Origin of the sequence: Alkalihalobacillus sp. CinArs1 (genome assembly GCF_947387515.1) — a bacterium.
GTDB lineage: Bacteria > Bacillota > Bacilli > Bacillales > Guptibacillaceae > Guptibacillus.
Genome location: NZ_CANDOB010000002.1, coordinates 1,250,841 through 1,262,895 on the forward strand (window position 1 = coordinate 1,250,841; position 12,055 = coordinate 1,262,895).

13 protein-coding genes are annotated in these 12,055 nt (G+C 41.5%); 11 read left to right on the plus strand and 2 right to left on the minus strand.

The window, feature by feature from the left end:
• The first annotated feature begins 121 nt into the window (after nt 1–121).
• The 4 genes from PFZ69_RS15155 (at nt 122) to PFZ69_RS15170 (ending at nt 4,893) form a co-directional block, all read left to right on the plus strand.
• Complete coding sequence (locus PFZ69_RS15155) at nt 122–1,219, plus strand: BMP family lipoprotein (protein ID WP_270181890.1); 1,098 nt, start codon at nt 122–124, stop codon at nt 1,217–1,219.
• Nucleotides 1,220–1,345: 126 nt separating this feature from the next.
• On the plus strand, nt 1,346–2,875 hold the full coding sequence (locus PFZ69_RS15160) for an ABC transporter ATP-binding protein (protein ID WP_270181891.1): 1,530 nt from the start codon (nt 1,346–1,348) through the stop codon (nt 2,873–2,875).
• 2 nt (nt 2,876–2,877) lie between these two features.
• The gene (locus PFZ69_RS15165; RefSeq protein ID WP_270182067.1) at nt 2,878–3,930 is read left to right on the plus strand and encodes an ABC transporter permease; all 1,053 of its coding nucleotides are present in this window, start codon (nt 2,878–2,880) and stop codon (nt 3,928–3,930) included.
• Nucleotides 3,931–4,893 carry an ABC transporter permease gene (locus PFZ69_RS15170; RefSeq protein WP_270181892.1) on the plus strand — a complete coding sequence of 321 codons (963 nt, stop codon included), beginning with the start codon at nt 3,931–3,933 and terminating at the stop codon, nt 4,891–4,893. It begins immediately after the preceding gene.
• A 451-nt stretch (nt 4,894–5,344) separates the two neighbouring features.
• Here PFZ69_RS15170 and PFZ69_RS15175 read toward each other — a convergent pair whose 3' ends face one another.
• On the minus strand, nt 5,345–5,467 hold the full coding sequence (locus PFZ69_RS15175; RefSeq protein ID WP_270181893.1) for a hypothetical protein: 123 nt from the start codon (nt 5,465–5,467) through the stop codon (nt 5,345–5,347).
• Between the two features lie 27 nt (nt 5,468–5,494).
• Entirely contained in the window at nt 5,495–5,620 is a 126-nt protein-coding gene (locus PFZ69_RS15180) for a hypothetical protein (protein WP_270181894.1), read from the minus strand.
• A gap of 118 nt (nt 5,621–5,738) precedes the next feature.
• Between PFZ69_RS15180 and yfmF the strand changes: the two genes are divergently transcribed.
• The 7 genes from yfmF to pgsA all read left to right on the plus strand — a co-directional run bounded on the left by yfmF (nt 5,739) and on the right by pgsA (nt 11,982).
• Complete coding sequence (gene yfmF, locus PFZ69_RS15185; protein ID WP_270181895.1) at nt 5,739–7,016, plus strand: EF-P 5-aminopentanol modification-associated protein YfmF; 1,278 nt, start codon at nt 5,739–5,741, stop codon at nt 7,014–7,016.
• Between the two features lie 2 nt (nt 7,017–7,018).
• Nucleotides 7,019–8,302 (plus strand): EF-P 5-aminopentanol modification-associated protein YfmH, encoded by a 1,284-nt coding sequence (yfmH, locus tag PFZ69_RS15190; RefSeq protein WP_270181896.1) that lies wholly within the window; start codon nt 7,019–7,021, stop codon nt 8,300–8,302.
• 49 nt (nt 8,303–8,351) lie between these two features.
• A complete protein-coding gene (gene ymfI, locus PFZ69_RS15195; RefSeq protein ID WP_270181897.1) occupies nt 8,352–9,062 on the plus strand; it encodes an elongation factor P 5-aminopentanone reductase in 711 nt (236 codons plus the stop codon).
• A 71-nt stretch (nt 9,063–9,133) separates the two neighbouring features.
• Entirely contained in the window at nt 9,134–9,388 is a 255-nt protein-coding gene (locus PFZ69_RS15200) for a DUF3243 domain-containing protein (RefSeq protein WP_224882202.1), read from the plus strand.
• A 158-nt stretch (nt 9,389–9,546) separates the two neighbouring features.
• Nucleotides 9,547–10,332 carry a DUF3388 domain-containing protein gene (locus PFZ69_RS15205; protein ID WP_270181898.1) on the plus strand — a complete coding sequence of 262 codons (786 nt, stop codon included), beginning with the start codon at nt 9,547–9,549 and terminating at the stop codon, nt 10,330–10,332.
• A 17-nt stretch (nt 10,333–10,349) separates the two neighbouring features.
• Nucleotides 10,350–11,267 (plus strand): helix-turn-helix domain-containing protein, encoded by a 918-nt coding sequence (locus PFZ69_RS15210; RefSeq protein ID WP_270181899.1) that lies wholly within the window; start codon nt 10,350–10,352, stop codon nt 11,265–11,267.
• Nucleotides 11,268–11,403: 136 nt separating this feature from the next.
• A complete protein-coding gene (pgsA, locus tag PFZ69_RS15215; protein WP_270181900.1) occupies nt 11,404–11,982 on the plus strand; it encodes a CDP-diacylglycerol--glycerol-3-phosphate 3-phosphatidyltransferase in 579 nt (192 codons plus the stop codon).
• The last annotated feature ends 73 nt before the right edge of the window (nt 11,983–12,055 follow it).

A 12,055-nucleotide genomic window follows, 5' to 3' on the forward strand; every position in this document is an offset into this window, starting at 1 on the left:
TCAAATCGTTTTCATAGAAGGATATTTTATCCAAAAATATTTTGATCACTATGAAAACGGATACAAACTTGTTCCTAGATTGCTAGGCTTAAGTTTAATTATTATTGGGGGGATTAGGAAGATGAGAAAGAAGTATGGTTTTATGATGTCAGCTGTTTTAGCTGCAGGTACGCTGTTATCAGCGTGTGGTTCGAACGACACGAGTGGTGAGAACGCTGGCGGCGGTAGCGGAGAAGGAGACAAAAATAACTTCAAAGTTGCTATGGTTACAGATACTGGCGGTGTAGATGATAAGTCCTTTAACCAATCAGCTTGGGAAGGACTACAAGAGTTTGGTGGAGAGAATGGACTAGAAGAAGATAAAGGGTACAAGTACGTACAATCCACTGCAGCAAGTGATTATCAACCAAACCTATCAGGTCTTGTGCGTGATAACTATGACTTGATCTTCGGAATTGGATTTTTAATGCAGCAAGATATTCAAGCGATTGCTCAGCAAAAGCCTGAAGCTCAGCTTGCTTTAGTAGATAGTGTAGCAGTTAACGAGAGTGGCGAGCCTCTAGAGAACGTAGCAAGTATTACATTTAAAGAACATCAAGGTTCATTCCTAGTTGGAGTTATCGCTGGAATGCAAACAAAAACAAATAAAGTAGGCTTTATCGGTGGAGTAGATTCCGAGCTTATCAAGAAATTTGAGAGCGGATTTAAAGCAGGTGTTAAATCTGTAAATCCTGACGCTGAGATCTTCGAACAGTATGCTGGTGACTTTAACGCAGCTGAGAAGGGACAAGCAATTGCTGGAACACTTTACGATAAAGGTGCAGATATCATTTACCATGCTGCAGGTGGAACAGGAAACGGCGTGTTCACTGAAGCGAAGAACCGTGCGAAAAACGGAGAAGAAGTTTGGGTTATCGGTGTAGACCGTGACCAGCATGAAGAAGGTATGCCTGAGAACGTAACGCTTACTTCTATGGTTAAACGTGTTGATACTGCAGTTATGGAAGTGTCAAAACAAACGATGGAAGATAACTTCCCAGGTGGAAAAGTAACAGAGTTTGGTCTTGAAGAAGACGGAGTGGGTATCGCTGAAACACAAGAAAACGTTTCTGAAGAAGCACTGAAAAAAGTAGAAGAGTATAAAGAGAAAATCCAGAATGGCGAATTAGAAGTTCCTAAAACTGACGAAGAATACGAAGCGTTCGAAAGCTCTCTATAAGGAGTATCGAAGCAGGGGCTTCGTCGGTCCTGGAGAAAGTCTCATCTTGAAAATAGCATGTCGAAGGCTAGTACTTTCATAGGCTAGCCTTTGTTTTATGTTAGCGCATAAGGGAGTGAAATCTGTATGGAGTATGTTATTGAAATGAGAAACATTCGTAAGGAGTTCCCTGGAATTGTTGCGAATGATAATATCACCCTTCAGCTACAAAAAGGCGAAATACACGCTCTTCTTGGTGAAAACGGTGCTGGAAAATCAACTTTGATGAACGTTTTATTTGGACTTTATCAGCCCGAAAAAGGTGATATCTATGTTCGGGGAAATAAAGTTCAGATCACAGATCCGAACATTGCAAATGAGCTTGGGATCGGAATGGTACACCAACACTTTATGCTTGTAGAAAAGTTTACGGTTACTGAAAATATTATTCTAGGAAACGAACCAACAAAGCAAGGGCAGGTTAACTTGAAAGAAGCTGAAAAAGAAGTTGAAGCTATTTCAAAACAATATGGTCTTGCAGTCGATCCTACAGCAAAAATAGAAGACATATCAGTTGGTATGCAGCAGCGAGTTGAAATCCTCAAAACACTTTATCGAGGTGCGGATATCCTGATTTTTGATGAGCCCACTGCAGTTCTAACACCACAGGAAATCAAAGAATTGATCGAGATCATGAAGAAATTGATTTCAGAAGGAAAATCGATCATCTTGATTACTCATAAGTTAAAAGAAATTATGGAAGTATGCGATCGGTGTACTGTAATAAGACGTGGTGTAGGAATTGGAACGGTCGACGTTTCTGAAACGAATCCGGACGATTTAGCTTCGATGATGGTAGGTAGAGAAGTAAATTTCTCAGTTGAAAAACAACCTTCACAACCAAAAGAAAGCGTTTTAGAAGTACAAAACCTCGTCGTAGAAGATGCCAGGAACGTGCCAGCTGTGAACGGACTAAACATTTCGATTAAAGCTGGAGAAATCGTCGGTATCGCTGGGGTAGATGGAAATGGACAATCAGAACTGATCGAGGCGATCACAGGCCTCAGAAAAACAAAATCCGGCAACGTTATGCTAAAGGGAAAAGACATCACGAACTGGAAACCACGTCGTGTAACTGAAAGTGGTCTTGGTCATATCCCTCAAGATAGACATAAGCATGGCCTTGTATTGGATTTTTCAATTGGCGAAAACATGGTCCTTCAGACCTACTATAAAAGACCTTTTTCGAAAAATGGAATCCTTAACTTTTCTACGATCGTAAATAAAGCGAAGTCGTTGATCAGTGAGTTTGATGTTCGTACTCCTAGTGAATCAACACCAGCGAGAGCGTTGTCAGGGGGTAATCAACAAAAAGCGATTATCGCAAGGGAGATCGATCGTAGTCCAAATCTCCTAATTGCAGCACAGCCGACTCGTGGACTAGACGTGGGCGCGATCGAATTTATTCACTCTAAGTTAATAGAGGAACGAGACAAAGGAAAAGCAGTACTACTCATCTCATTCGAACTTGATGAAATCATGAACGTAAGTGACCGTATCGCCGTCATCTACGAAGGAAAAATCGTTGCGATTGTAAAGCCGGAAGAAACGACCGAACAAGAACTTGGGTTACTTATGGCCGGTGGAAAGCGGAAAAAGGCTGGTGAGACATCTTGAAAATACTAAATGGGAAATGGTCAGCAATAACAGTCCCGCTTCTATCGGTAATGCTCGGTTTATTCGTCGGCGGAATCATTATGCTAGTGAGCGGTTACAACCCGTTCGTAGCATATGCTGCCCTTTTTAACGGAATCTTTTCAAATACGTATGTTCTTGGGGAAACGATTCGTCAAATGACGCCCCTTATCCTCTCAGGTATCGCAGTTGCGTTTGCTTTTCGTACCGGACTTTTCAACATCGGTGTTGAAGGGCAGCTTTTAGTAGGATGGTTAGCATCTGTGTACGTTGGCCTTCAATTTGAAGGGTTAAGTCCATTCGTTCACATTCCGCTAGCGATTTTGGCAGCTGGAGTGGCTGGTGCAATCTGGGCATTTGTGCCTGGTTTATTAAAAGCAAAATATCACGTTCATGAAGTAATCACAACGATTATGATGAACTATGTTGCGCTTCACGTAGTCAATGCCATCATTCGTACTTATCTTCTAGCACCTGGCGAAAGAACAGAAGAAATTCATCAATCTGCGTCACTTCAATCAGCATTTCTTGAAAGTGTCACGGACTTCTCACGACTACATTATGGCATTATCGTCGCGATTATTGGTGCGATCATCATGTGGTTCTTACTATGGAAAACCTCTACAGGCTACGAGCTTAGAGCTGTAGGATTCAATAAGTATGCATCAGAATATGCCGGCATTAACGTGCGTCGTAACATCATCCTTTCCATGGTCGTTTCAGGTGCATTTGCAGGAGCTGCAGGTGCGATGGAGGGACTTGGAACATATGGTTATATGACGATCATGCCAGCCTTTACTGGAGTAGGTTTCGATGGGATCGCAGTTTCATTGCTCGGTGCCAATAGTGCACTAGGTGTAGTGTTAGCTGCTGCTTTGTTCGGAGGTTTGAAAATCGGTGCTTTGAACATGCAGTCTGTGGCACAAGTACCAACTCAGCTCGTTGAAATTGTTATAGCCATGATTATTTTCTTTGTTGCATCAAGCTATCTCATTCACTGGATCAGCAATAGGGTGAACAAAAGGGGGAAAATTTAAATGGATATGATGCAGATTCTACAAATCGTCATCCCTGCAGCTATCTTTTCAGCCGCTCCCCTGATCTTCACCGCATTAGGTGGTGTATTCAGTGAACGGTCAGGTGTTGTTAACATCGGTTTGGAAGGCTTAATGCTAATGGGGGCATTTACAGGAGCATTATTCACATACTTAGGGGAACAGTGGGGAATGGGTGCAGCTTCACCTTGGTTCTCACTAATCGTCGCAATCATTATCGGAGCGCTGTTCTCACTAATCCATGCGGTTGCAAGTATTTCGTTACGAGCGGACCAAGTCGTAAGTGGTGTAGCACTAAACTTTCTAGCAGCAGGACTTGCGATCTTTTTAGTGAAGAAGATCTTTGATGCAGGTCAGACGCCAATTATTCAAGAACGTATCTATAAAACGAATGTACCATTCTTAAGTGACATTCCTTTTATCGGACCACTATTTTTCTCAAATGCTTACTATACTTCTTACATCGCGATTGCTCTTGCAGTTCTCGTTTGGTGGGTGATCTATAAGACGCCGTTCGGTTTGCGCTTGCGTTCGGTTGGGGAACATCCGATGGCTGCAGACACGATGGGAATCAACGTAACAAAAATGCGCTATGTTGCCGTAATGCTAAGTGGTGGGTTTGCGGGGCTAGGTGGAGCTGTTTATGCAACATCCATCGCAGGTAATTTCAGTCACGCAACGATTTCTGGCCAAGGATTCATGGCACTTGCAGCGATGATATTCGGTAAGTGGCATCCCCTTGGTGCAATGGGAGCAGCTTTATTCTTCGGACTAGCTCAGTCACTGAGTATTACAGGACAACAAATTCCTGGGCTAAAAGAAATTCCTGAAGTTTACCTCCTCATTTCACCGTATGTCTTAACAATCCTCGCACTAGCAGGGCTCGTTGGACGAGCAGATGCACCAAAAGCAATCGGTCAACCTTATGAAAAAGGAAAACGTTAGGTGAAAGTAAGAACCCTCTACATTTGAAGAGGGTTCTTTTTGTTTGGCAGCTAGTAAACTGATTAGAAATATTAGTTTAGACAATAAAAAATGATTTTGGCTAATAAAACGCGATTTTGGACAATAAAAATAGATTTTAGATAATAAAAGAAGAATTTGGACAATAACGTGTTGAGTAGGAGTGGATTTGAGCATCTTGAGTAGTAAAATGTGCTCTTTTTAAAGGTTAACAGAGGTTTTCTAATCTAAACGGTCACTTCCGCTTTTAATGTCTAGCTGCGGTGGCAGAAACTGCGATATTTCGCTCTTTCACTTGAACACAAAAAGCGTGTTCCAGTTCAAGAGCTCCAATATCTCCGTTTCTAAACGGTCACTTCCGCTTTTAATGTCCAGCTGCGACTCGCAGAAACTACGATATTTCACTCTTTCAACAGAACACAAAAGGCGTGTTCTATTTCAAGAGTTCCAATATCTCCGTTTCTAAACGCTCGTCTTCGCTTTTCGTGTGTCCAGCTGCAGTGACCAGGTCCTCGATCGCTTCACATTTCAATCCGAACACAAAAACCGTGTTCATATTGAAATGCTCCAGCGCTTGTCGGACCTAAACGGTCACTTCCGCTTTTAATGTCCAGCTGCGGTGGGCAGAAACTGCGATATTTCGCTCTTTCACTTGAACACAAAAAGCGTGTTCCAGTTCAAGAGCTCCAATATCTCCGTTTCTAAACACCCACCTTCGCTTTTCAAGTGTTAATTACTTACACATTGACACATACTATGGTATAAAGGGAATAAGAATTGGTTTCCTGTGTTGGAAAACGATGGAGAGATGAAAAGGAGTGAGTTGTATGGCAATTATCCCTCATGAGAAGAGCTCATGCGGCGGTTTAACGCTACATAAGATTCAGACTGAGAAGTATAAGACGACCACTGTGGTCATGCAGTTTAAGTCTCGGTTAACCGAAGATACTGTGACGAAGCGTGCGCTTCTGCCATATGTGCTTCAAAGTGGAACAGAAAATTATCCATCATCGAAGGCTCTTCGTACGGAGCTTGAAAAGCTTTATGGTGCGACGTTAGGTGTGGATTTAGCGAAGAAAGGCGACTTTCATATCATGACGTTTAGAATGGATTTTGCCAATGAGAAGTTCCTATCAGAGGATAAACCACTTCTAGAGAAAGCGCTTGGTTTGTTTGCAGAAGTGGTGATGAACCCTAAGAAAGTCGATGGGGCTTTTGATTCTTCAATCGTTGATAAAGAAAAACGCACACTTAAGCAGCGTATTCAATCGATTTACGATGATAAGATGAGATATTCCAATATGAGACTAACGGAGGAAATGTTCCCGAATGAGGCTTTTGGCCTGCATGTGTATGGAGTAAAAGACCAAATCGATGGCATCGATGCGAACAACTTATTCGAGTATTACGAAAAAGTTTGTAACGAAGACGAAGTCGACCTCTATATCGTAGGAGATTTAGACGAAATTTCGATCAAGGATTTAGTAACGGATCTATTTCCTTTTAAAGAAAGAACGCAAGCTTCAACGGACATTACTGAAAAAGCGTCGTTAGAAGTGGAAGAAAAAGAAGTGAAAGAAGAGCAGGAGATTAAACAAGGTAAGCTTCATATGGGCTTTCGTTCTGGAATTAGCTACGCGGATGATGCTTATTATGCGCTTCAGGTGTTTAACGGAATGTTCGGAGGCTTTTCACATTCAAAACTCTTTAGAAACGTTCGGGAAAAAGAGAGTCTTGCTTACTATGCGGCATCAAGATATGAAAGTCATAAAGGTTTGATCATCGTCATGTCTGGTATCGAGTTTAAGAACTATAATAAAACAGTCGACATCATCAAAGAACAGTTAACTGCGATGCAGAATGGCGATTTTAACGATGGTGAGATGAAGCAAACGAAAACAATGATTCGAAATCAGCTCCTTGAAACGGTAGACGACGCAAAAGGAATGGTAGAACTCCTTTATCATGGTGTGGTTTCTCAGAAGCTTCGATCGCTAGAAGATTGGCTGGACGGAATCGATGCGGTCACTGAAGAAGATATTAAAAAGGTAGCAGCTCAAGTGAAGCTCGACACCGTTTATTTCTTAAAAGGGGAGGAGGCATAAGGATGAGAACTATTCCATTTAATCAGCTTCAGGAAACGCTTTACCATCAAACGATGGATAACGGCCTGGATGTGTATGTACTCCCGAAGAAAGGGTTTAACAAAACATATGCCACATTTACGACGAAATACGGTTCCGTCGATAACCATTTCGTTCCATTAAATGGTTCTGAAGATGTAAAAGTTCCAGATGGGATCGCTCATTTTCTTGAGCATAAACTATTTGAAAAAGAAGATCGTGATGTTTTTCAAGATTTCAGTAAACAAGGTGCATCCTCAAATGCGTTTACGTCGTTTACGAGAACAGCTTACCTTTTCTCAACAACACAAAATGTTATGCAAAATCTTGAAACGCTTGTCGATTTCGTTCAGGCTCCTTATTTCAGCGACAAAAGTGTAGAGAAGGAAAAAGGCATCATCGGGCAAGAGATCGAAATGTACAACGATAACTCCGATTGGCGTGCGTACTTTGGTGTGATCGAAAACATGTTCCATAAGCATCCTGTAAAAATCGATATTGCAGGTACGATTGACTCGATCGCTAAGATTACAAAAGAGTCCCTTTACACGTGTTACGAGACGTTCTACCATCCTTCCAACATGCTGCTCTTTGTCGTTGGAAACGTTGATCCTGAAGAGATCATGACGTTTGTGGAAAGCAATCAAGCTTCAAAATCATACAAAGATCAACCACCAATCGAGCGTTTCTTTGATAATGAGCCAGAGAGCGTGGCAGAGAAGAAGAAGGTACTGCCGATGTCCGTTCAAGTGGCGAAGTGCCTCGTAGGATTTAAGGAACCTAATCCTGGTCGTCAAGGGAGAGAACTTCTAAAGCATGAGCTTTCGATCAATCTCGCCCTCGATTTGATGTTTGGTCAAAGCTCTGAGAATTATGAAGCATTGTATAATGAAGGACTGATCGACCAAAGCTTTTCTTATGATTTTACAGAAGAAGAAAAGTTTGGTTTCTCAGTGATGGGAAGCAACACAAGTTCTCCAGATGAACTTGCGGATCGATTGTATAAGATGGTTCAAGACTTTTCCAAAAATCCAATCGATGAGAGCCAGCTTGAGCGTATACGAAAGAAAAAGATCGGAAGCTTTTTAAGAGCTCTGAACTCACCAGAATTTATCGCAAATCAGTTCACACGTTACCGCTTCAACGACATGGATCTTTTTGAAGTTGTTCCGGTACTTGAAGAATTGACTGCAAAAGATGTAGAAGCTGCCGTTAAAAATCATTTCAGAGAAGATTCATTTACGGTATGTCAAGTAGTTCCAAAGTAAAAAAAGCACCCGCGCGGTGCTTTTTTTAGCGTAGAAAGGGAGAGTAGTGATGAAGAACGTTTTGATTACTGGAGCAAGCGGGGGGATCGGGCGAGCGACGATGAAGGAGTATATACAGAGGGGCTACCGTGTTTATGCTCATTATCATTCGAACGAAAGAAGGATTAAGGAGATGATAGCTGAATATCCGAATGCAGATATCATTCCTGTGCGTGCAGATTTATCTAACAATGCTGAACTAGATCACGTCTATCGAATTGCTGAGAAAGTCGATACGCTGATCTTAAATGCCGGATCAAGCTTTATTGGACTCTTAACAGATATGAATGATAAAGACATCGATCACATGATCACGCTGCAGTTAACGTCTTCTGTCAAGCTTGCGAAACATTACTCATCGTCGATGGTACAACAAAAAAGTGGAAGTATCATCGTTGTATCATCTGTATGGGGGGCAACAGGTGCATCTTGTGAAGTGGTCTATTCCACTGTAAAAGGTGGATTGAATGCCTTTGTGAAAAGTTTTGCGAAAGAGCTTGGACCAAGCGGAATTCGTGTGAATGCAGTCGCTCCCGGGTACATTTCTACAAATATGAACGATTCCTTATCGAGTGAGGATGAACAGAATTTGATCGATGAGATTCCTTTAGGTCGAGCGGGTACACCTGAAGAAGTCGCAGGCGTTATAACGTTTCTAGATTCCACGAACTCTTCATATATAAGTGGACAAATTATTTCTGTTGATGGAGCTTGGATTTAAAAAGATCTGTGCATAATTGGAATCTCTTCTAGACAACATATAGGTGATGACCTAATAAAGGAGGGACAAAGATGTCTGTACTCGATAACTTTGATAGCTGGAAGGGCTTTCTGCATGACCGCCTATCTCAAGGGGAGCAGCAGGGACTTTCTCAAGAAGTAATCTCTGATGTTGCATATCAAATCGGCGGTTATTTAGCTGATGGCGTTAAAGCGAAGAATGAAGAAGAACAGTTACTAGCTGATCTATGGCATGTTGCTGATGAAGAAGAACAGCATGCGATTGCCAACATGATGGTGAAACTTGTTCAAGGTCAAAATAAATAACAAGTGCGAGAGGGGTGCTATCACCCTTCTTTTTTTATTTATTTACCAATGCAGACAAGAAAAGTAAACAAAATACTGAATCATCTCTTTTAACCTTACCTAAAATCATTTATGATTAAATAAACATGGGAAAATGTGTAGGTGTAAGGAGTTGCTATATGGAGAAGAAGGAATGGTACTTGGAATACGAAATACACAAAAATAGACCGGGTCTTCTCGGTGACATCGCATCATTATTAGGTATGCTTGGGATTAATATCATCACGATCAATGGTGTTGATAATCAGCGAAGAGGGATGCTATTACTCGTTGAACAAATTGAACAGATCGAGCGTTTAGAATCGATTTTGAACACGATGGACAACATTACAGTAACCAAGCTAAGGGAGCCAAAGCTTCGTGATCGACTCGCTGTCCGTCATGGCCGATACATACAGCGTGATGCAGATGATAAAAAGACGTTTCGATTTATTCGAGATGAGTTAGGATTACTCGTTGATTTTCTTGCGGAAATCTTTAAGCAGGATGGCCATAAGCTCGTTGGAATCAGAGGTATGCCGCGAGTTGGAAAAACAGAATCGATCGTAGCATCAAGCGTTTGTGCGAATAGAAGATGGGTTTTCCTTTCGTCTACGATGTTAAAGCAAACGGTTCGCCAGCAAATCGCTGATGATGAGATGAATAGCGACCATATTTTTATCATCGATGGAATCGTATCTGCTAAAAGGTCTTCTGAGAAGCATTGGCAATTGCTACGTGATATGATGAGATTACCTGCAACGAAGGTTGTAGAACATCCAGATATTTTTGTGAGAGAAACAGAGTATACGATGAATGATTTTGATTATATAATTGAATTGCGTGACGATCCAGAGCAAGAGATTACATATCAAGTTATCGACAATCAAGCTTCTGGGTTTTCGGGTGGTTTTGACTTTAACTAATTGGTAGGTGTTTTCCATTGACAGAGCTAGGTCAACGATTGAAGAGTGCTCGAAACGATAAAGATTTATCGCTCGATGAAATTCAATCCATTACAAAAATTCAAAAACGTTATCTTCTTGCAATAGAAGAAGGGAACTACGAACTGCTTCCAGGTAATTTTTATACGCGTGCTTTTATTAAAAACTATGCGGAAGCAGTTGGCCTTCACGGTGAAGAACTGCTGGAGGAGTATGCCTCAGAAATACCAAAATCAAACTCAGATGTACCAGAAAATCTTCCCCCTAGGCGTACGAGACCGACCGTTCCAAGTAAGCCAAACAGGTGGTCATCCGTATTTCCTTCCGTTCTAGTTATCTTATTGATCATTGGGGTAGCCTGTATCATATGGTTTGTTGTACAAGGAAACGATGCGACAACAAGTCAAAACGGTGCGTCGAACAAAACAGAAGAACAGGTGTCGAGCGACGAAAATAGTGGAAATGCTCCTGCATCTGATGAAGTGAAAGACGAGCCAAAGGATGACTCGAAAGAAGAGCCAGCAGCTGACGAAGAGCCTTCAGCCGAAGATGAAAAAGATTCTGAAGTAAATGAAGAGCCAGAAGAGGAGCCAGCTCCTGCAATGGAAATCAATAAAACAGAAGGCAATGCATCTAGTTCAACATATGAAATTACAAATGCCGAAAAGTTTGAGATTACCGTTGAAGCAAAAGGAAGTAGCTGGGTTGCCTTAATCGGTGGAGATAATAAGAAATATATCTACGAAAGCCTCAAGAAGGATAAAAAGGTCACTCATGATTTAACGAATGTAGCTTCTGCTTCCTTACGAATCGGCAGTTCGCCAAACATTACCGTTCTTGTAAACGGTGAGAAGATCGATATCCCTAACGAACCAGTAGTCCAGAATGTTACCTTTAATTACAAAAAAGCAGAGTAGCAGCTTGGGGGTCATCTTATTTGAGATGGCCCCTGCTTCTTTTAAAACCGATCTGGATATGTTTTCCTTTCTGGTCTGAGGGAACAATGATAAAATAGAAAACGATTTTGCTAAATGATCTCTAGGAGGAACACACGTGAACTTGCCTAACAAAATTACAGTATCTCGAATATTTCTAATCCCTGTTTTTCTTTTATTTTTATTAGCGCCACTTCCATTAGGGGAAACTGAAATTGCAGGTACACTTATTTCAAATTCTCAGCTTATTGCTGCCATTATTTTTATTGTGGCTTCTGTAACGGACTGGGTGGATGGTTACATTGCGAGGAAGCATAATCTCGTGACGAATCTTGGGAAGTTTCTTGACCCGCTAGCTGACAAGTTACTTGTTACATCTGCTTTCGTTTCATTAGTAGAGCTCGGATCAGCTCCTGCTTGGATCGTAGTATTCATCTTGAGCCGTGAATTTGCAGTAACAGGACTTCGACTCGTTGCGGCATCTGAAGGTGAGGTTCTGGCTGCGAGTAATCTCGGTAAGCTCAAAACCTGGATTCAAATCGTAGCGATCTCAGCCCTACTTATCAATAACATCCCTTTTGAAGCGATAGGATTTCCTTTTGCAACAATATCCTTATGGGCTGCGTTAATCATCACAGTTTATTCAGGATGGGATTATTTTAATAAGAACAAAGAGATTCTACTAAAGTCTCGTTGATGTCAAAAAAGGAACAGACTCTTCTGTTCCTTTTTGTCTCCCGCAACATATAAAGGAACTATGCTTAAGTTTT

Excerpts from the sequence above, each read along its gene's own strand:
- PFZ69_RS15155 (WP_270181890.1), top strand. The coding sequence starts at position 122 with ATGAGAAAGAAGTATGGTTTTATGATGTCAGCTGTTTTAGCTGCAGGT.
- PFZ69_RS15160 (WP_270181891.1), top strand. The coding sequence starts at position 1,346 with ATGGAGTATGTTATTGAAATGAGAAACATTCGTAAGGAGTTCCCTGGA.
- PFZ69_RS15170 (WP_270181892.1), top strand. The coding sequence starts at position 3,931 with ATGGATATGATGCAGATTCTACAAATCGTCATCCCTGCAGCTATCTTT.
- PFZ69_RS15175 (WP_270181893.1), bottom strand. The coding sequence starts at position 5,467 with ATGAACACGGTTTTTGTGTTCGGATTGAAATGTGAAGCGATCGAGGAC.
- yfmF (WP_270181895.1), top strand. The coding sequence starts at position 5,739 with ATGGCAATTATCCCTCATGAGAAGAGCTCATGCGGCGGTTTAACGCTA.
- yfmH (WP_270181896.1), top strand. The coding sequence starts at position 7,019 with ATGAGAACTATTCCATTTAATCAGCTTCAGGAAACGCTTTACCATCAA.
- ymfI (WP_270181897.1), top strand. The coding sequence starts at position 8,352 with ATGAAGAACGTTTTGATTACTGGAGCAAGCGGGGGGATCGGGCGAGCG.
- PFZ69_RS15200 (WP_224882202.1), top strand. The coding sequence starts at position 9,134 with ATGTCTGTACTCGATAACTTTGATAGCTGGAAGGGCTTTCTGCATGAC.
- PFZ69_RS15205 (WP_270181898.1), top strand. The coding sequence starts at position 9,547 with ATGGAGAAGAAGGAATGGTACTTGGAATACGAAATACACAAAAATAGA.